Source organism: Cupriavidus sp. FW306-1B-F12B, from assembly GCF_058781795.1.
In genome coordinates, this window is record NZ_JBYSXC010000009.1 from 1 (window position 1) to 18,969 (window position 18,969).

The following is an 18,969-nucleotide window of genomic DNA, read 5'->3' on the forward strand; positions in this document are numbered from 1 at the left end:
CTGCCGCTGCGCCTGCCGCGGCAGCACCGGCCGCCGCCCCCGCGGAAGCTGCCGCCGCGCCGGCCGCACCGGTGCCCAACAAGGGCGACACCGCCTGGCTGCTGGTCTCGACCGCCTTCGTGATCCTGATGACGCTGCCTGGCCTGGCGCTGTTCTACGGCGGCCTGGTGCGCTCCAAGAACATGCTGTCGGTGCTGATGCAGTGCCTGGTGATCTTCTCGCTGGTGGCGCTGCTGTGGGCGATCTACGGCTACAGCTTTGCCTTCACCGAGGGCAACGCCTTCTTCGGCGGCACCGACCGGCTCTTCATGAAGGGGCTGACGGTCGAGGCCGTGGCTGCCACCTTCAGCAAGGGCGTGGTGGTGCCGGAACTGGGCTACTTCGCCTTCCAGTGCGCCTTCGCCTGCATCACCTGCGGCCTGATCATCGGCGCCTTCGCCGAACGCGCCAAGTTCTCGGCCGTGCTGGTGTTCGTGGTGCTGTGGTTCACCTTCTCCTACATCCCGATGGCCCACATGGTCTGGTTCTGGCCGGGTCCTGACGCCTACACCGACGCTGCTGCCGGCGCCGCCGCGACCGCCAAGTCGGGCTGGCTGTTCCAGAAGGGCGCGCTCGACTTCGCTGGTGGCACCGTGGTGCACATCAACGCGGCCGTGGCCGGCCTGGTCGGCGCCTATATGTTCGGCAAGCGCATCGGCTTCGGCCGTGAGGCGATCCGTCCGCACAGCCTGACCTTCACCATGGTGGGTGCCTCGCTGCTGTGGTTCGGCTGGTTCGGCTTCAACGCCGGCTCGGCGCTGGAAGCCAACGGCTCGGCCGCGCTGGCCTTCGTCAACACGCTGCTGGCCACCTGCGCCGCCGTACTGGCGTGGACCTTCGGCGAGTGGATCGGCAAGGGCAAGCCGTCGATGCTGGGCGGTGCCTCGGGTGCGGTGGCCGGCCTGGTGGCGATCACCCCGGCGGCCGGCTTTGTCGGCCCGATGGGCTCGATCGTGATGGGCCTGATCGCCGGCCTGCTGTGCCTGTGGGGCGTGACCGGCCTGAAGCGCATGCTGGGCATGGACGACTCGCTGGATGTGTTCGGCGTGCACGGCGTGGGCGGCATCGTGGGTGCGCTGCTGACCGGCGTGTTTGCCGCGCCCAGCCTCGGCGGCACGGGCATCTACGACTACGTGGCCAACAAGGTGGCGGACGACTACTCGATCGCCGGCCAGCTCTGGATCCAGTTCGAAGGCGTGCTGACCACCGTGGTGTGGTCCGGCGTGGTCGCCTTCGTGGCCTACAAGCTGGTGGACATGCTGATCGGCCTGCGGGTGCCGGAAGACGAAGAACGCGAGGGCCTGGATATCACCTCGCACGGCGAGACCGCGTATGAAGTCTGACCGCAAAAGTGTTGTGCTGGAGAGCTGATTGGGAATCTTCTCTCAGGAGTTTTCGCCCGGCCGCGTGCCGGGCTTTTTTCTTTCCGGCATTGCCTGAGATTGCAGACATTTGCCGCTCAGCCGCGCCGAACCACGCGTGTCGCGAATGCTCCTGGAGGACTTCCGTGGTTCCTCGCAAAACCCGCCAGCCGAGTGCCGGCAAGGGCTGGCAGGCGATCCCCCCGCGCCCCGCGCGGGTTTTTCGCAAAGTGCTTAACTCCGATCTTAAAAAGCTTCAATTGTCTTTAATGTGCGGGGCACATACATTGCCAGTGAGGCAGTTTCCTCCACCTGCAGAACGCTCCCCGTATCTGTCAGGCCATTTAAGAGCGCGGCATCGCCGCGCTTTTTTTTGCCTGTGCGGCCGGCTCTTTATTTCGCGCCGCCCATCCCCATATCGTTATCCCTTAGGCCCGGCCATGCATATCCTTATAAAGGGGGTGCCAGCGCCTGGTTGGCCGTTCCTCTACAATCGGGGCGAACGATTAAGACGACGATTTATAGGATGGATATGGTCCCGCATCTCATCACCGCGCTGAACGGTCCGCTGCTCGAACTGGAAAAGAAGATCCTGGACGCCACGCCGTCCATCGAGCGCTGGTTCAGGCTGGAATGGCAGGAGCATACCCCTCCGTTCTATTGCTCGGTGGACCTGCGCAACGCCGGCTTCAAGCTGGCGCCGGTCGACACCAACCTGTTCCCGGGCGGCTTCAACAACCTGGCCCCGGAAATGCTGCCGCTGGCGGTGCAGGCGGCGATGGCGGCGATCGAGAAGATCTGCCCGGACGCCAAGAACCTGCTGCTGATCCCCGAGCGGCATACCCGCAACATGTTCTACCTGCAGAACGTGGCGCGGCTGTCGCTGATCATGCGCCAGGCGGGCTTGAACGTGCGCCTGGGCTCGCTCTCCGAGGAAATCACCGAACCGACCCCGATCGAGCTGCCCGACGGCCAGACCCTGGTGGTCGAGCCGCTCGCGCGCCTGGGCACCAAGGGCCGCCGGCTCGGGCTGAAGGACTTCGACCCCTGTTCGATCCTGCTGAACAACGACCTGTCGGCCGGCATCCCGCCGATCCTGGAAAACATCAACGAGCAGTACCTGCTGCCGCCGCTGCACGCCGGCTGGTCCACCCGCCGCAAGAGCAGCCACTTTGCCGCCTATGACGAGGTTGCCAAGAAGTTCGCCAAGCTGATCGACATCGACCAGTGGATGGTCAACCCGTACTTCGCCCGCTGCTCCGGCGTGGACTTCCATGAGCGCGTGGGCGAGGAAGAACTCGCCGACGCGGTCGAGGGCGTGCTCAAGAAGGTGGCCAAGAAGTACCGCGAGTACGGCATCAAGGAGACCCCGTACGTGGTGGTCAAGGCCGATGCCGGCACCTACGGCATGGGCATCATGACCGTGCGCGACCCGTCCGAGGTCAAGGGCCTGAACCGGAAGGAGCGCAACAAGATGAGCGTCGTCAAGGAAGGCCTTGAGGTCAGCGACGTCATCATCCAGGAAGGCGTGCACACCTTCGAGAAGGTCAATGAAGCGGTGGCCGAGCCGGTGGTGTACATGATCGACCGCTACGTGGTCGGCGGCTTCTACCGCGTGCACACGGGCCGCGGCAACGACGAGAACCTGAACGCGCCGGGCATGCATTTCGTGCCGCTGGCGTTTGCGCCCAACGGCATCCCGGACAGCCACGCCAAGCCTGGCGCCGCCGTGCCGAACCGCTTCTACATGTATGGCGTGGTGGCCCGGCTGGCACTGCTGGCGGCGTCGCTGGAACTCGAGAAGACCGACCCGAACCCGATTATCTGAGCCGCCGCCATGCGCATCCTCTTCATCACCGATCCGCTGGAGACCTTCAAGACATACAAGGACTCCACCTACGCCATGATGACCGAGGCCGCCGCGCGCGGCCACGAGTTGTACTGGTGCCTGCAGCCGCAGCTGGCGCTGTCCGGCCGCACCGTCGAGACCGTGGCCACGCGCCTGCACCTGACCGGCGAGACCAGCGACGCCGACCACAGCGCCTGGTACCGCGAGGGCAACAGCGCGCTGGAGCCGCTGTCGGCCTTCGACGCGGTGCTGATGCGCAAGGACCCGCCCTTCGACATGGAGTACGTCACCAGCACCTGGCTGCTGGAGCTGGCCGAGACGCAGGGCGCGCGCGTGTTCAACAAGCCGCGCGCGATCCGCGACCATTCCGAGAAGCTGGCCATTGCCCAGTATCCGGAATACATCACGCCGACCCTGGTCACGCGCGACCTGGCACGCATCCGCGACTTCCACGCCGAGCATCGCGACATCATCGTCAAGCCGCTGGACGGCATGGGCGGCATGGGTGTGTTCCGCGTCGGCGCGGACGGCATGAACCTGGCCGCGATCGTCGAGACGCTGGGCCACGACGGCGCCCGCACGCTGATGGTGCAGCGCTATATCCCGGCGATCAAGGACGGCGACAAGCGCATCCTGCTGATCGGCGGCGTGCCGGTGCCATATTCGCTGGCGCGCGTGCCGATGGCCGGCGAGGTGCGCGGCAACCTGGCTGCCGGTGGCACCGGCCGCGCGCAGGAACTGAGCCCGCGCGACCGCGAGATCGCCGAGGCACTGGCGCCGGGGCTGTGGGAGCAGGGCCTGCTGCTGGTGGGCCTGGACGTCATCGGCGACTACCTGACCGAGGTCAATGTGACGAGTCCGACCTGTTTCCAGGAGATCACCCAGCAAACCGGCTTCCATGTCGCGGCGATGTTCATCGACGCGCTGGAGCACGCCGTGGACGCGGCCGGGCGCTGAGCCTGGCCGGCAGCGGGAGCGCGGGGGGCGCCTGCTACAATCGGGGCAATCCAACGGATTCACCATCATGGCAGGCATTCTGATCATCGCGCACACCCCGCTGGCTTCGGCGCTGCGCGATTGCGCCGCCCACGTCTACTGCGGCCAGCCGCAGCGGCTGGAAGCCATCGACGTCCTTCCCGATGCCGACCCCGCCGTCGTGCTGGCCGAGGCCAGGCGCCGGCTGGCGGCCATCTGCGAAGACAACGGCGCGCTGGTCCTCACCGATATCTTCGGCGCCACCCCCGCCAATATCGCCGCACGCCTGGCCGAGCCGGGCCGCGTGCGCGTGCTGGCCGGCGTCAACCTTCCCATGCTCGTGCGCGCGATCTGCTACCGCGGCGAAAAGCTCGACCAGCTTGCCACCAAGGCCCTGGCCGGCGGCTCGCAGGGGGTGCTGCAGGTCGGCACCACGACTGTCCAGAACCAAACCGCAAACCATCCCGACAAATATGCTGCAGAGGGACACCACCATCATCAATAAGCTCGGCCTGCATGCGCGCGCGTCCGCCAAGCTGACCCAGCTCGCCGGCAACTTTGTCAGCCAGGTCAAGATGTCCCGCAATGGTCGCCAGGTCGACGCCAAGAGCATCATGGGTGTCATGATGCTGGCCGCCGGGATCGGCTCCACGGTGACCCTCGAGACCGACGGCCCCGACGAGCAGGAGGCGATGGACGCGCTGCTGGCGCTGATCGCCAACCGCTTTGGTGAGGGAGAGTGAGGCCGGCGGCCTCGACCCGAATTCTTAAACGTTCCTGACGGAGCGGTACATGCCTTTCGCCCTGCACGGCATCCCGGTCTCGCGCGGCGTCGCCATCGGTCGCGCGCACCTGCTTGCGCCCGCGGCGCTGGACGTGTCGCACTACCTGGTCGATGAAGACCAGCTCGACGCCGAGGTCGAACGGCTGCGCGCAGCGCGCGCCGCGGTGCGCGCGGAACTGGCCGCGCTCAAGCGCGACCTGCCGCGCGATGCGCCCGAGGAGCTGGGCGCGTTCCTGGACGTGCACGCGATGATCCTCGACGACGAGGCGCTGGCGCGCGAGCCCGAGGCCCTGATCCGGGGCCGCCGCTACAATGCAGAGTGGGCACTTACCACGCGCCTCGAAGAGCTGATGCGCCAGTTCGACGAGATCGAGGATGAATACCTGCGTGAGCGCAAGACCGATATCCGGCAGGTGGTCGAGCGCATCCTGAAGGCGCTGGCCGGGGCTCCGGTGCTGGTGCCCGCGCCGGTGCCGGCGCTGGCCGCCGACGGCGAGGCCGCGACCGGGGTGATCGTGGTGGCCCACGATATCGCCCCGGCCGACATGCTGCAGTTCCGCCATACCATCTTCCACGGCTTTGTCACCGACATGGGCGGGCGCACCTCGCATACCGCCATCGTCGCGCGCAGCCTGGACATTCCGGCCGCGGTCGGGGTGCAGAGCGCGAGCGAGCTGATCCGCCAGGACGACTGGATCATCATCGACGGCGATGCCGGGCTGGTGATCGTCGACCCGACCGCCATCATCCTGGAAGAATACCGCCACCGGCAGAGCGAGCGCGCGCTGGAAAAGAAGCGCCTGCAGCGGCTGCGGCATACCCCGGCGGTGACGCTGGACGGGCTGGAAATCGACTTGCTGGCCAATATCGAGATGGCCGAGGACGCCGGCGCGGCGCTGTCGGCCGGCGCGGTCGGCGTGGGCCTGTTCCGTTCTGAATTCCTGTTCATGAACCGGCGCGACGAGTTGCCGGGCGAGGACGAGCAGTTCCAGGCCTACCGCGGCGCGGTCGATGCCATGCACGGGCTGCCGGTGACCATCCGCACCATCGACATCGGCGCCGACAAGCCGCTCGATGCCCGCGGCGACGGCCGCGGCGAGGAATTCGAGACCGCGCTGAACCCGGCGCTGGGCCTGCGCGCGATCCGCTGGTCGCTGTCCGAGCCGGGCATGTTCCTGACCCAGCTGCGCGCGCTGCTGCGGGCTTCGGCCTTCGGCCCGGTGCGGCTGCTGGTGCCGATGCTGGCGCACGCCAGCGAGATCGACCAGACCCTGGCGCTGATCGCCAAGGCCAAGCGCCAGCTCGACGAGCGCGGCGAGGCCTACGACCCGGGCATGAAGGTCGGCGCCATGATCGAGATCCCGGCGGCGGTGCTGCTGCTGCCGCTGTTCCTGCGCAAGATGGACTTCCTGTCCATCGGCACCAACGACCTGATCCAGTACACGCTGGCGATCGACCGTGCCGACAACGCGGTGGCGCACCTGTTCGACCCGCTGCACCCGGCGGTGCTGCAGCTGGTGGCGCGCACCATCCGCGAGGCCAACCGCGCCGGCGTGCCGGTGGCCGTGTGCGGCGAAATGGCGGGCGACCCGTCCATGACCCGGCTGCTGCTGGGCATGGGGCTGCGCGAGTTCTCGATGCACCCGGCGCAGCTGCTGCGGGTCAAGCAGGAGATCCTGCATGCCCACTGCGAGCGGCTCGAGCCGCTGGTCGACCAGGTCCTGCAGGCCTTCGATCCCGAGGAGCAGGCGGCCGCCCTGCGGCAGCTGGCACGACCCTGAAGGCATCAGGGTTTTCTGATGCAGAAAGGCGGCTGGTGCAGCACTTCCGCAAGCCGGAAAGTGCCGCAAAAGCCGCCTTCTTTTTGCATCCTGTGGCGTCTACCCGACCTCTCCCAATGTGGCTTAATGGGAATTGTTATCATTATTGATCTCTGATATTCTGACGTTCATTCGCAGTGGCATGCCGGTGCCACGCGCCCCAACGGAGGGACTTGTGTACGTCTGCATCTGCAACCAGATCACCGATCGTGAGATTCACGGTGCTGCGCACCTGGGCATCGAAACCCTCGACGAACTGGCCGAAACGCTTGGCGTCGGCACCTGCTGCGGCCGCTGCCGCGAGTGCGCGCACCAGGTGTTGCAGGAAGGCGTGGCGGCGGTGCGCAACGTCACCGTGGCGACCCTCGCCAACATCCAGGTTGTGGAGATTTCTTCCTGTTCCGCGTCGGGCCCATGTACCATAATGGACACTCGGGACCCGGCAGTCGCGAACGACCAGCGCAAGGCGCTGGTGGCCTGAACGCGCCCATGAACTGAAGATCCAGTTCACGGCGCGCTTTTGCGCTTTTTCCTTTTTCACTGACTGCACGGCGCCATTGGCGCCGTTTCGTGTTTTTGCGCGGGCCCGATGCAACAGGAGCCGCCAATGAAAGGTGACAAGAAGGTCATCCAGCATCTGAACGCCCAGCTCAAGAACGAGCTGACCGCGATCAACCAGTATTTCCTGCACGCCCGCATGTATCGCCACTGGGGCCTGAAGAAGCTCGGCGACGTGGAGTACAAGGAATCGATCGGCGAAATGAAGCACGCCGACCGCCTGATCGAGCGCATCCTGATGCTGGACGGCCTGCCCAACCTGCAGGATCTGCACAAGCTGCTGCTCGGCGAAGACACGCCCGAGATGCTCAAGTGCGACCTGAAGCTCGAGCAGACCGCGCATGCCACCGTCAAGGAAGGCATCGCCTACTGCGAATCCGTGGGCGATTACGTCAGCCGCGAAATCCTGGTCGATATCCTCACCGATACCGAGGAACATATCGAATACCTGGAAACGCAGCTGGACCTGATCGACAAGGTCGGGCTGCAGAACTACCTGCAGTCGCAGATGGAGCCGGGCGAGCAATAAGCCGGTCTCCGGCGTGGCCGCTCTCGATGAGCGGCCGCCCCAGCGCGCGGCGCCGTTCGGCTCCGCCTTGTTGCTCGCCTGCAGGCAGTAACCCTTCTCATTCCGATTCCTGTTCTTTATCCAGGCGTCCCTGGCGGGCAAAGGCTCCTGTCCCGCCATGGCGCCGCGCAAATCTCACCCTATGACCAATGATGCGCCCTGACACCGCGGACTTCCGCACCCTGTTCCTCAGCGGCGTGGCCATGCTGGACGTGCGCGCGCCGCTGGAATTCGCACGCGGGGCCTTCCCCGGCGCGGTCAACCTGCCGCTGATGGATGATGCCGAGCGCCACGAGGTGGGCCTGTGCTATGCGCAGAAGGGCCAGCAGGCGGCAATCGAACTTGGCCACCAGCTGGTGGCCGGGCTGCGCAAGGCCGCGCGGATCGCGGCCTGGGCGGAGTTTGCGCGCGCGCATCCGGACGGCTACCTCTATTGCTTCCGCGGCGGGCTGCGCTCGCAGCTGGTGCAGCAATGGCTGCACGCGGCCGGTGTCGATTACCCCCGCGTGACCGGCGGCTACAAGGCCATGCGCGGCTTCCTGATCGAGACCACCGATGCCGCGGCGGCCGAGCAGCAGTGGTTCGTGCTGGGCGGCCTGACCGGCAGCGGCAAGACCGATGTGCTGGCCGACGTGCCCGCCGCGATCGACCTCGAAGGCCATGCGCGGCACCGCGGCTCGGCCTTCGGGCGGCGCGCGCTGGCGCAGCCGCCGCAGATCGATTTCGAGAACGCGCTGGCCATCGACGTGCTGCGTCATATTGACGCAGGCTGGCGCGCGCTGCTGGTGGAGGACGAGGGCCGCTTTATCGGCAGCCGCGACGTGCCGCAGGCGCTGACGCAGCGCATGCAGGCCAGCCCGCTGGTGTGGCTGGAAGCGTCGTTCGACGAACGCGTGGGGCGCGTGCTGCGCGACTATGTGCAGGGGCTGGCGGCGGAGTTCATTGCCGAGAAGGGCAGCACAGAAGGCTTCGAAGCCTACGCCACGCGCCTGCGCGAGGCCATGGCCGGGATCTCGCCGCGGCTGGGCGGTGCCCGCTACGGCAAGCTGTCGGCGTTGCTGGACCAGGCGCTGGCGCAGCAGGCGGAGCGGGGCGAGGTGGATCTGCACCGCGGCTGGATCGAAGTGCTGCTGCGCGAGTACTACGATCCGATGTACGCCTTCCAGCGCGAACAGCGTGAGGCGCGCATCGTCTTTCGCGGTGACCGCGCCGCAGTCACCGACTGGCTGCGGGCGCACACGGCGCAGCGCGACTAGTCTGCGGCTTCAGTGCCCGGCGCAGACCGGGCAATCCGGCGTGCGTGCCAGCCGCATCGTGGTCCATTCCATCGACAGCGCATTGACCATCAGCAGCCGGCCCGCCAGGCTCTCGCCGACACCCGCGAGCAGCTTGAGCGCCTCGGCCGCCTGCACCGTGCCGACCATGCCGACCAGCGGCGCGAACACGCCCATGGTGGCGCAGGCCACTTCCGGCGCGGGTTCGGCCGGCGGGAACAGGCAGGCGTAGCAGGGCGCGTCGGGCTGGCGCCGGTCGAACACGCTGATCTGGCCATCGAAGCGCAGCGCCGCGCCTGACACCAGCGGCACCTTGTGGCGCACGCAGGCGCGGTTGACTGCCTGGCGCGTAGCGAAGTTGTCGCAGCAGTCGAGCACCACGTCGGCCGTGGCGACGAGCTGGTCAAGCTCTGCGTCGCCCACGCGCGCGGTCACCGTCACGATCTCCAGCCCCGGGTTGATGCGCAGCATGCCTTCGCGCGCCGAATCCACCTTGGGCCGGCCCACGTTGGCGGTGGTGTGGATGATCTGGCGCTGCAGGTTGGTCAGGTCGACTTCATCGTTGTCGACCACCGTGATGCGGCCCACCCCGGCCGAGGCCAGGAAGGGCAGCGCGGCTGCGCCCAGGCCGCCGGCGCCGATCACCAGCGCATGGCCGGCAAGCAGGCGCCGCTGGCCCTCGATGCCGAGCTCGTCCAGCAGGATGTGGCGCGAGTAGCGCAGCAGTTGTTCGTCGTTGAGGCCGTCGTCGCTCATGAGGTAATCCCTCGAGTGCTGAAGGGGAGGGCGGTTTTGGGTGCTCCAAAGCCGCCCGAGCTAGCCCAAGCAAGGTGTTCTCCCTCTCCCCTCAGGGGGAGAGGGTTGGGGAGAGGGGTGGACTGGCAAGGAACCACTTCAAGCGAAGCCAGGGGTGTTAACCCGCCGCCCTCAGCCTTTGACACTCCTGCCCTCTCCGCCTGCCCCTCTCCCGCAAGCGGGAGCGGGGAGCAAACCGGCAGCCTGACTAGAGCCCCAGGGTCTCAGGGTGCCTTGCCCGTCGGCGTGCCCAGCGGCTCGCCGATCGGGGCGCTGGCCGGCGGCTGCTTGCCGGGGGCCGGTGCCGCCGGCTTGGCTGCCGGTGCGCTGGCACCCTTGGCGCCGCTCTTGCCCGAGGGCTTTGCCGCCTTGCCGTTGTCGGCAGGCGGATTGGTTTCCAGCTTCGACTTGGAGCGCTTGACCGGCTGGCCGTTGAGCTGGGCGATGGCCTGCTGCAGCATGAAGTCGTCGGCCGTGCCGAATTCCACCGGCTTCTTGCGGCGATCCTTCTCGCGCTCTTCCGGCGTCTTCTTCGCGTTCTCTTCTTCCAGGCGGCGCAGCTCGTCCACGCGGCGCTGCTCGCGCTCGGTCATTTCCGGCTGTTCCGATTCCTGCTTGTTGTGCAGGTGGCGCTCGGTGTCGATCTCGCGCGTGATCAGCGCGTCGTCCGGATCGCCTTCGGGGTTCTGGTCGACCGGGATGTCCGGACGGATGCCCTTGGCCTGGATCGACTTGCCGCTCGGCGTGTAGTAGTACGCGATGGTCAGCTTGATGCCGGTGTCGTTGGTCAGCGGGCGCACGGTCTGCACCGAGCCCTTGCCGAAGGTGGTCTTGCCCATGATCTGCGCACGGTGATGATCCTGCAGCGCGCCCGCCACGATCTCGGAGGCCGAGGCCGAGTAGGCGTTGGTCAGCACCACCATCGGGATCTTCTTGTAGAGCGCGGGCAGGTCCTTGAGCGGATCGTCTTCCAGCGACGACAGGCGGTAGTTGTTGTACGTCGCCTTGTACACGCGCTTGGCATCTGGCACCTGGCCGTTGGTGGACACCACCGTGGCGTCTTCCGGCAGGAAGGCCGCGGCCACGCCGACCGCGCCCTGCAGCACGCCGCCGCCGTTGTTGCGCAGGTCCAGCACCAGGCCCTTCATGTTGGGGTTCTTCTGCGCCAGCTCGGCCAGCTTGCGGGACAGGTCGGCGATGGTGCGTTCCTGGAAGCTGGTCAGGCGGATCCAGCCGATATTGTTGTCCAGCATCTTGGCCTTGACCGACTGCACGCGGATCTCGGCGCGCGTGATCGAGACCGGGAAGGTGCGTTCCTCGCTCTTGCGGTAGATGGTCAGCGTGACCTTGGTGCCGGGTTCGCCGCGCATGCGCTTGACCGCCTGCTCCAGCGGCAGGCCGCGCACGGGCTTGTCGTCGATGCGGGTGATCAGGTCGCCCGGCTGGATGCCGGCGCGGAAGGCAGGGGTGTCCTCGATCGGGTTGATCACCTTGACCAGGCCTTCTTCCTGCGAGATCTCGATGCCCAGGCCGGCGAAGCGTCCGCGCGTGCCTTCCTGCAGTTCCTTGAAGTCTTTCTCGTCGAGATAGGAGGAATGCGGGTCGAGGCTGGCGACCATGCCCTTGATGGCTTCGGTCAGCAGCTTCTTGTCATCGACCGGCTCCACGTACTCGCGCTTGATCTGCCCGAAGATATCGGCCATCAGCCGCAGCTGGTCAAGCGGCAAGGGCCCCGATGAATTCTGGGCGGTCGCCGAAATCTGCAGCGTGGCGAGCACGCCGGCGACGAGACCGACAGAAACTAGGCTGATGTTCTTGAGCGTCTTGCGCATGAGGGCTGCCTGAACGTGTACTCGAAGTACTGGTGTACGGTATGGGGATTATGCCGGCTGCGGCCGCCCGGCGCCGGGCGGTTTGTCCGACAGTATAAGTGCGAGTGGTGAAAAGGGCCTGTCCCGTCCCGGCTCAGGGTGGGCGGCCGCACATCCGCGCGCGGCCGCCCGGGCCGCCTTCAGCGTGCCTTGCCCTGGCTGGCCACGGCCGCCAGCGAGGCGGCGATGGCGTCCTGGTCACCCAGGTAGTAGTGGCGCAGGGGGCGCAGGTCGGCGTCCAGCTCATAGACGAGCGGGGTGCCGTTGGGGATATTGAGTCCGACGATATCGTCATCCGAGATCTGGTCCAGGTATTTCACCAGCGCGCGGATGCTGTTGCCATGGGCGGCAATGACCACGCGCTTGCCGGATTGGATGTCGGGGGCGATGGATTCGTTCCACAGCGGCATCACGCGGGCCACGGTGTCCTTCAGGCACTCGGTCAGCGGGATCTCATTGCGCGGCACATTGGCGTAGCGCGGATCGTCGTACGAGGCACGCGGATCGGTGGGCTCCAGCGCGGGCGGCGGCGTGTCATAGCTGCGGCGCCACACCAGCACCTGCTCGTCGCCGAACTTGGCGGCCGTTTCTGCCTTGTTCAGGCCGGCCAGCGCGCCGTAGTGGCGCTCGTTCAGGCGCCATTCGTTGCGCACCGGGATCCACATCAGGTCCATTTCATCCTGCACATGCCACAGCGTGCGGATGGCGCGCTTGAGCACCGAGGTATAGGCCACGTCAAAGCCCAGGCCGGCATCCTTGAGCAGCTTGCCGGCCTGGCGCGCCTGGTTGGCGCCGGTTTCGGTCAGGTCGACGTCGACCCAGCCGGTAAAGCGGTTTTCAAGGTTCCACGTGGATTCGCCGTGGCGGATGAGGACGAGCTTGTACATGCTGCTGCTTCCAGAGAGTAGGTAACCTGCATGCGTCCGCGCCGTCACCTGGAGGGGCTGATGGGTTCCTTTTGGACATCCCATGTCTCAGACAGGCGACAATGGCGGATGGCCATGCGACGGCAGGGCCTGGACGCCAAACCGCGTATTTTATAATGCCGCCGACCCAACCTACCGGAATGCCAACGTGAATTTCTTCGCCGACTACAACAACCTCGCTCTGATCGCCCTTGCCGTGGTCTCGGGCGGCCTGCTGGCCTGGCCCGCGATCTCGCGCAGCACCCGCGGCAAGACCGTCAATACGGCCACCGCGACCCAGCTGATCAACAAGCGCGGCGCGGTCGTGGTCGACATCCGCGAGCCCGCCGAGTATGCCAAGGGTCACCTGCCGCAAGCCAAGAGCGCGCCGCTGGCCGACCTGCCCTCGCGCGCGGCCGGCCTTGCAAAGGACAAGGCTGCCCCCATCATCGTCGTATGCCAGACCGGCCAGCGCTCGGGCAAGGCCCAGGCAGCGTTGAAGGAAGCCGGTTACAGTGAGATCTACGCGCTCGAGGGCGGCATCGCCGCCTGGCAGCAGGCAGGCCTGCCGCTGGTGAAGTAATCCCGGGCAGCACCGCCGTATCCGTCACAGCGCGCGCGCCCGGCCAGGCCGGGCCGCGCGCGCATTGCAGTCAAGGAGAACCCGCATGGCCCGTGTCGTCATGTACAGCACCGTGGTGTGCCCGTATTGCCTGATGGCTGAACGCCTGCTCAAGTCCAGGGGCGTGGAAACGATCGAGAAGATCCTGATCGACCGCGAACCGGGCAAGCGTGAAGAGATGATGGCCCGTACCGGTCGCCGCACCGTGCCGCAGATCTACATCGACGAGACCCACGTGGGCGGCTTCGACGACCTCTCGGCGCTGGACCGCCAGGGCGGCCTGGTGCCGTTGCTGGCCGCCTGAGCCGGTTGCGCCGGCGCTGGCGCGGAATCGTCTGATTCCGCGCCGCGCTGGTTCCGGCATACCCCGGCGCGGGTGAATTCGCCACCCGCGTCATGTACCATATGCGTTTTCCAAGCGGGCACCGGCCAGCCTTGCACGACGCAAGGACTGCGGCCGCCGCGCCCGATGCACATCCAGCCCATCCTCCCGGAAGCCTTTCATGAGCGACCAGCAAAACACCCAGCAGGACGATCAACCCTTCTTCAACATCCAGCGCGTCTACCTGAAAGACATGTCGCTGGAGCAGCCCAATTCGCCCGGCATCTTCCTGGAATCGGAAGCCCCGTCGGTGGAGGTGCAGGTCAACGTCGGCGCTTCGCAGCTGCAGGAAGGGATCTTCGAGGTGGTGGTGACGGGCACCGTGACGACCAAGGTGCAGGACAAGGTTGCCTTCCTGGTGGAAGCGCACCAGGCCGGCATCTTCGATATCCGCAACGTGCCGGTGGAGCAGCTGGACCCGCTGCTGGGCATCGCCTGCCCGACCATCCTGTACCCGTACCTGCGCGGCAATATCGCTGACGTGATCACCCGCGCCGGCTTCCAGGCCATCCACCTGTCGGAAATCAACTTCCAGGCGCTGTATGAGCAACGCCTGCAGGCCGCCATGGAAGAAGCCCAGGGTGCCGAAGGCGGCAACAGCGGCATCGTGATGCCCGACGGCAGCCAGGCCCGCCACTGATTCCGGCGTCCTGAGCCATCATCGAAACGGGGCTGCGGCCCCGTTTTGCCTTTGGGCTACCATCGACTGCGTCCATCCTCGGATCGAGCTGCCATGAAACTGACCTTCCTCGGTGCCGGTGCCTGGGGCACCGCCCTCGCCAGCCATGCCGCGGCCACCAATGACGTGGTGCTGTGGGGGCGCGACCCCGCGCAACTCGCGGCCATCGCGGCCACGCGTGAGAACGCCGCCTACCTGCCCGGCGTGACGCTGTCCGAGAGGCTGGCGGTGCAGGCGGACTTCGAGCAGGCCGTGGCGCATGCCGCCGACGATGCCGACGGCATCGTGGTGGTGGCCACGCCGGTGGCGGGCCTGCGCGAGATGACGCGCCGGCTGGCCGCGCGCGGCGCCAGGCCGGTGTCGATGCTGTGGCTGTGCAAGGGCTTCGAGTCCGGCACCCACCTGCTGCCGCACCAGATGGTGCGGGCCGAACTCGACGCCGCCGGGCGCACCGAGGGCTTTGCCTACGGCGTGCTGACCGGCCCCAGCTTCGCGCGCGAGGTGGCGCTGGGGCTGCCGTGCGCGCTGACCGTGGCGGGCAACGAGCCGTCGCTGGCGGAGCGCGCGCAGGCGGCCTTCCACCATCATGCGATGCGCATCTACGGCAGCGACGACCTGACCGGCGTGGAAGTCGGCGGTGCGGTCAAGAACGTGCTGGCCATTGCCACCGGCGCCAGCGACGGGCTGGGCCTGGGCCTGAACGCGCGCGCCGCGCTGGTGACGCGCGGGCTGGCCGAGATGACGCGCCTGGGGCTGGCGCTGGGCGGCCGGGTCGAGACCTTCATGGGCCTGGCCGGCGTGGGCGACCTGATCCTGACCGCCACCGGCGACCTGTCGCGCAACCGCAAGGTCGGCCAGCAGCTGGCGGCGGGGCAGAGCCTGGAGCAGATCCTGGCCGGTCTGGGCCACGTCGCCGAGGGCGTGCGCTGCGCCCAGGCCGTGGCAGAGCTAGCCTCGGCTAACGGTGTCGAGATGCCGATCGCCCGCGCGGTCTGCGCGGTGCTGTTCGACGGGCTGAGCGCCGCCGATGCGGTGGCGCAGCTGCTGCAGCGCGACGCGCGCGACGAATGATGACTCGCGTATCCACCTTCTGATCCTCCGCACCGCATGCCCACACGACGACAAGCGCTGATCGCGCTGGCTGCCGCCTGCGCCGCCGGGACTTCCGGCAGCGTCTTCGCCCAACCCTGGCCCGCGCGCCCGGTCCGCATGGTGGTGCCGTTCCCGCCGGGCTCATCGCCCGACCTGATCGCGCGCATCGTGACCGAAAAGCTGGCCGCCGCGCTGGGCCAGCCGGTGGTGGTGGAAAACCGTCCCGGCGCCGGCGGCAATATCGGCACCGGCATGGTGGCGCGCGCCGCCCCCGATGGCTATACGCTGCTGTTCACCATCAACGGCCCGCTGGTGACAGCGCCGACGCTGTCGCGCAACCTGAACTACGACCCGTTCCGCCAGCTGGCGCCGGTCACGCTGGTGGCGACCTCGCCCAACGTGCTGGTGGTGGATGCACGCCTGCCGGTGCACAACCTGCGCGAGTTCGTCGCGCTGGCCCGGTCGAAGCCGGCCGAGCTGAACTATGGCTCGCCCGGCAACGGCAGCGCCTCGCACCTGGCGATGGAGCAACTCAAGGCGATGGCGGGCATCGACCTGCAGCACGTGCCATACCCCGGCTTCCCGCAGATCACCACGGCGATGGTGGGCGGGCAGGTGCAGGCGGGCTTCATGGTGCCGGCGATCGCGATGCCGCAGGTCAACGCGGGCAAGCTGCGCGTGCTGGCCGTGACCACGACGGGGCGCACGGCGGTGTTGCCGTCGGTGCCGACGGTGGCGGAATCCGGCTACCCGGGCTTCGAGGCGATTTCCTGGCAGGCGGTGCTGGCGCCGGCGGGCACGCCGCAGGCTGTGATCGACCGGCTCTACCGCGAGCTGGTGGCGATCATCGGCAGCGCCGACGTGCGCGACAAGATGCGCGCGCAGTATTTCGTGCCGGCCGGCACCGCGCCGGCCTCGCTGCGCCAGACCATGGTGAGCGAGAAGGCGCGCTGGGACAAGGTGATCCGCGCCGCCGGCGTGCAGCCGGAGTAGGCACTGGCCGGGCGGCTCAGCTGCCGCCTTCGAACCCGTTCTGGCGCCACGCCTCGAACACCACCACGGCGACCGTGTTCGACAGGTTCAGGCTGCGGTTGTCGGGCCGCATCGGCAGTCGGATGCGCTGCGCGGCCGGGAACCAGTCGCGCCGCTCCGGCGATAGCCCGCGTGTTTCGGAACCGAACACGAACCAGTCCCCGGGGCGGAACGCCACCTGGCCGAACGGTGTCGAGCCGCGCGTGGTCAGCGCGAACATGCGCGCCGGGTCGGGCTGCTCGCTGGCCATCAGCGCGTCCCAGCTTTCATGCACGCGCATGGTGGCGTACTCGTGGTAATCCAGTCCCGCGCGGCGCATGCGCGCGTCTTCCAGCGGAAAACCCAGCGGTTTGACCAGGTGCAGCTGCGCGCCGGTGTTGGCGCACAGGCGGATCACATTGCCGGTATTGGGCGGGATTTCCGGTTCGACCAGGACGACGTTGAACATGATGCGGGGGATGGCGGGCGCGCGGCGCCTTTCGTCAGAACGGTGCGCAGCTTACCGCGCGCACCGGCCACTGTCATCCAAAGCTACGGCGTGCGCAGCGCGACGATCACGCTGACGCGGGCCGCGCCATGCGCTTTGAGCACGCCGGCGGCCTCGTGCAGGGTGGCGCCGGAGGTCATCACATCGTCCACCAGTGCCACGTGCAGGCCGTCCAGCCGCGCGGCGCGCGCCAGCCTGAAGGCGCCGCGCAGGTTCACCTGACGGGCGGCCAGGTCCAGCGCACTCTGGCTGCCGGTGTCGCGCTGGCGCTGCAGCAGCACCGGGTCGGCGCGCAGTCCCAGGCGGCGCGCCAGCGGCCGCGCGATTTCCCAGGCCTGGTTGAAGCCGCGCGCGGCCAGCCGCTGCGGCGACAGCGGGATCGGCGCCAGCAGGTCGGGCGCGGGCTGTCGGGCCCAGGCCCCCTGCAGTCCTGCGGCCAGCCTGGCCGCGAGCCAGCCCGCCAGCGGCAGGGCGTGGCCGAACTTGAGCGCCAGCACCAGCTGGTCCTGCGGCGAAGCGTAGTCGCCCAGCGTGTGGGCTTGGTCGTAGGCCGGGGGCGATGCCGCGCAGGCCGGGCAGTGGAAGTGGCGCCCCAGCGCCAGCGCGCAGGCGGGGCAGCGCCGCACCGGGCGCAGCAAGTCGGCGGCACAGGGCGCGCAGACCACCTGCCGCTGCACCGCGCCGCACAGCGCGCAGGCGCTCGGCAGCAGCAGTTCGCCGGCGCCGGCCAACACCTTGCCGGCGGCGCCGGCAGCCAGCGCGGCGCGCGCGTATACTTGCCGTCCGGCCGCGGCCCATCGGGCGCGGCGGCCGCGTTCATCCGGCGCCCGGGCCTGATCCTGTATCTGTCCCCGCGCCGGTTCCTGGTTTTCTTGCTGCCCTGTCTGCCCGTGTCCCTGCATGCCGCTGATTCCCCCGATGCCTTCCTGCCGCCCGCGCGCCTGACCCGGCTAGCCTTCGACCGGCGCAGCCGCGGCTTCGGCCAGCTGGACTTCCTGCTGGGCGAGATCGGCCGCCGCATGCAGGAGCGCATGGAAGTGATCCGCCTGGCGCCGCAGCGCGCGCTGGATATCGGCTGCGGCCACGGCCAGGGCCTGGCCGGGCTGCGCGCGCGCTTCCCGGATGCGCAGATCGCCGGGCTGGACATCTCCGGCGCGATGCTGGCCGAGGCCGGCCAGCGCGACCCGCAGCGCCGGCCCGGCTGGATCGGCCGCATGCTGGGCAAGCGGCCGCTCTTTGACCTGGTCCAGGGCGATCTTGCCACACTGCCTTTTGCGCCCGCGAGCTTCGACCTGCTGTGGTCCAACCTGGCGCTGCACTGGCATCCGGAGCCGCACCGCGTGTTTCCGGAGTGGCACCGCGTGGCGCGGGACGAAGGTCTGGTGCTGTTCTCGCTGTTCGGCCCGGATACCCTGAAGGAGCTGCGCGCGGCCTTTGCCGAAGTCGACCAGGCACCCCATACGTTGCGCTTTGTCGACATGCACGATATCGGCGACATGCTGGTGCACAGCGGCTGGTCCACCCCGGTGATGGACATGGAGGCGCTGACCGTGACCTACGAGTCCCCCGCCACGCTGCTGCGCGAGGTGCAGGCCTTCGGCGGCCTGCGCGGGCCGGCCGGGGCGCTGCCGCAGGGCCTGCGCGGCCGCGGCTGGTACCAGGCGCTGGCGCAGGCGCTGGAGCGCCGGCGCAACGCCGACGGCGTGATCCCGCTGACCTTCGAGATCGTCTACGGCCACGCCTGGAAGCTGGCCCCGCGTGGCGGCCAGGCGCTCGACGACCAGGGCCGCGCGGTGGTGCCGCTGGACCAGATCGGCCGTGCAAGGCCGCGTCGGACAAGTTAAAACAGAGTTAACTTGCGCCGGTGCGGGATTGC

At 68.0% G+C, this 18,969-nt stretch carries 20 protein-coding genes; 15 read left to right on the forward strand and 5 right to left on the reverse strand.

Features of this window, described 5'->3' with window-relative positions; genetic code table 11:
* The 9 genes from amt to mnmH form a co-directional block, all read left to right on the forward strand.
* Positions 1-1,382: ammonium transporter (gene amt, locus AC3WLE_RS16325; RefSeq protein ID WP_492363582.1), on the forward strand; the 1,382-nt coding region annotated here is incomplete at its 5' end.
* A gap of 550 nt (positions 1,383-1,932) precedes the next feature.
* Positions 1,933-3,228: a glutamate--cysteine ligase gene (gene gshA, locus AC3WLE_RS16330; protein WP_492318922.1), complete on the forward strand. Its 1,296-nt coding sequence runs from the start codon at positions 1,933-1,935 to the stop codon at positions 3,226-3,228.
* A gap of 9 nt (positions 3,229-3,237) precedes the next feature.
* Complete coding sequence (gene gshB / locus AC3WLE_RS16335; protein ID WP_492318923.1) at positions 3,238-4,206, forward strand: glutathione synthase; 969 nt, start codon at positions 3,238-3,240, stop codon at positions 4,204-4,206.
* A gap of 67 nt (positions 4,207-4,273) precedes the next feature.
* The gene (locus AC3WLE_RS16340) at positions 4,274-4,729 is read left to right on the forward strand and encodes a PTS sugar transporter subunit IIA (RefSeq protein ID WP_013955422.1); all 456 of its coding nucleotides are present in this window, start codon (positions 4,274-4,276) and stop codon (positions 4,727-4,729) included.
* A complete protein-coding gene (locus tag AC3WLE_RS16345; protein WP_010814838.1) occupies positions 4,698-4,967 on the forward strand; it encodes an HPr family phosphocarrier protein in 270 nt (89 codons plus the stop codon). Before AC3WLE_RS16340 ends, AC3WLE_RS16345 begins: the two co-directional genes overlap by 32 nt.
* Positions 4,968-5,016: 49 nt before the next feature.
* On the forward strand, positions 5,017-6,789 hold the full coding sequence (gene ptsP, locus AC3WLE_RS16350) for a phosphoenolpyruvate--protein phosphotransferase (protein ID WP_492318924.1): 1,773 nt from the start codon (positions 5,017-5,019) through the stop codon (positions 6,787-6,789).
* Positions 6,790-7,003: 214 nt separating this feature from the next.
* On the forward strand, positions 7,004-7,309 hold the full coding sequence (locus AC3WLE_RS16355) for a (2Fe-2S)-binding protein (RefSeq protein ID WP_010814836.1): 306 nt from the start codon (positions 7,004-7,006) through the stop codon (positions 7,307-7,309).
* A gap of 126 nt (positions 7,310-7,435) precedes the next feature.
* Complete coding sequence (bfr, locus tag AC3WLE_RS16360) at positions 7,436-7,915, forward strand: bacterioferritin (RefSeq protein WP_010814835.1); 480 nt, start codon at positions 7,436-7,438, stop codon at positions 7,913-7,915.
* Between the two features lie 191 nt (positions 7,916-8,106).
* Positions 8,107-9,210 carry a tRNA 2-selenouridine(34) synthase MnmH gene (mnmH, locus tag AC3WLE_RS16365; RefSeq protein ID WP_492352693.1) on the forward strand — a complete coding sequence of 368 codons (1,104 nt, stop codon included), beginning with the start codon at positions 8,107-8,109 and terminating at the stop codon, positions 9,208-9,210.
* Between the two features lie 9 nt (positions 9,211-9,219).
* Here the strand turns inward: mnmH and AC3WLE_RS16370 are convergent, their stop codons facing one another.
* The 3 genes from AC3WLE_RS16370 to gpmA form a co-directional block, all read right to left on the reverse strand.
* Positions 9,220-9,984, reverse strand: coding sequence for a HesA/MoeB/ThiF family protein (locus AC3WLE_RS16370; RefSeq protein ID WP_492357312.1), 765 nt, complete (start codon positions 9,982-9,984; stop codon positions 9,220-9,222).
* Between the two features lie 263 nt (positions 9,985-10,247).
* Entirely contained in the window at positions 10,248-11,855 is a 1,608-nt protein-coding gene (locus AC3WLE_RS16375; RefSeq protein WP_010814832.1) for a S41 family peptidase, read from the reverse strand.
* Positions 11,856-12,034: 179 nt separating this feature from the next.
* Complete coding sequence (gene gpmA / locus AC3WLE_RS16380; RefSeq protein ID WP_492318926.1) at positions 12,035-12,781, reverse strand: 2,3-diphosphoglycerate-dependent phosphoglycerate mutase; 747 nt, start codon at positions 12,779-12,781, stop codon at positions 12,035-12,037.
* A gap of 187 nt (positions 12,782-12,968) precedes the next feature.
* Between gpmA and AC3WLE_RS16385 the strand changes: the two genes are divergently transcribed.
* The 5 genes from AC3WLE_RS16385 to AC3WLE_RS16405 all read left to right on the forward strand — a co-directional run bounded on the left by AC3WLE_RS16385 (position 12,969) and on the right by AC3WLE_RS16405 (position 16,567).
* Complete coding sequence (locus AC3WLE_RS16385) at positions 12,969-13,382, forward strand: rhodanese-like domain-containing protein (RefSeq protein ID WP_010814830.1); 414 nt, start codon at positions 12,969-12,971, stop codon at positions 13,380-13,382.
* A gap of 85 nt (positions 13,383-13,467) precedes the next feature.
* Entirely contained in the window at positions 13,468-13,725 is a 258-nt protein-coding gene (grxC, locus tag AC3WLE_RS16390) for a glutaredoxin 3 (protein WP_492318927.1), read from the forward strand.
* Positions 13,726-13,924: 199 nt separating this feature from the next.
* The gene (gene secB, locus AC3WLE_RS16395) at positions 13,925-14,443 is read left to right on the forward strand and encodes a protein-export chaperone SecB (protein ID WP_010814828.1); all 519 of its coding nucleotides are present in this window, start codon (positions 13,925-13,927) and stop codon (positions 14,441-14,443) included.
* 93 nt (positions 14,444-14,536) lie between these two features.
* Positions 14,537-15,553: an NAD(P)H-dependent glycerol-3-phosphate dehydrogenase gene (locus AC3WLE_RS16400; RefSeq protein WP_492318928.1), complete on the forward strand. Its 1,017-nt coding sequence runs from the start codon at positions 14,537-14,539 to the stop codon at positions 15,551-15,553.
* A gap of 36 nt (positions 15,554-15,589) precedes the next feature.
* Positions 15,590-16,567 (forward strand): Bug family tripartite tricarboxylate transporter substrate binding protein, encoded by a 978-nt coding sequence (locus AC3WLE_RS16405; RefSeq protein WP_492318929.1) that lies wholly within the window; start codon positions 15,590-15,592, stop codon positions 16,565-16,567.
* 16 nt (positions 16,568-16,583) lie between these two features.
* Here AC3WLE_RS16405 and trmL read toward each other — a convergent pair whose 3' ends face one another.
* Positions 16,584-17,054, reverse strand: a complete 471-nt coding sequence (gene trmL, locus AC3WLE_RS16410; protein WP_492318930.1) for a tRNA (uridine(34)/cytosine(34)/5-carboxymethylaminomethyluridine(34)-2'-O)-methyltransferase TrmL — start codon at positions 17,052-17,054, stop codon at positions 16,584-16,586.
* A gap of 83 nt (positions 17,055-17,137) precedes the next feature.
* Complete coding sequence (locus AC3WLE_RS16415; RefSeq protein ID WP_492357313.1) at positions 17,138-17,995, reverse strand: ComF family protein; 858 nt, start codon at positions 17,993-17,995, stop codon at positions 17,138-17,140.
* Between AC3WLE_RS16415 and AC3WLE_RS16420 the strand changes: the two genes are divergently transcribed.
* The gene (locus tag AC3WLE_RS16420) at positions 17,984-18,937 is read left to right on the forward strand and encodes a methyltransferase domain-containing protein (RefSeq protein WP_492318932.1); all 954 of its coding nucleotides are present in this window, start codon (positions 17,984-17,986) and stop codon (positions 18,935-18,937) included. The genes AC3WLE_RS16415 and AC3WLE_RS16420 overlap by 12 nt on opposite strands.
* Positions 18,938-18,969 lie beyond the last annotated feature (32 nt).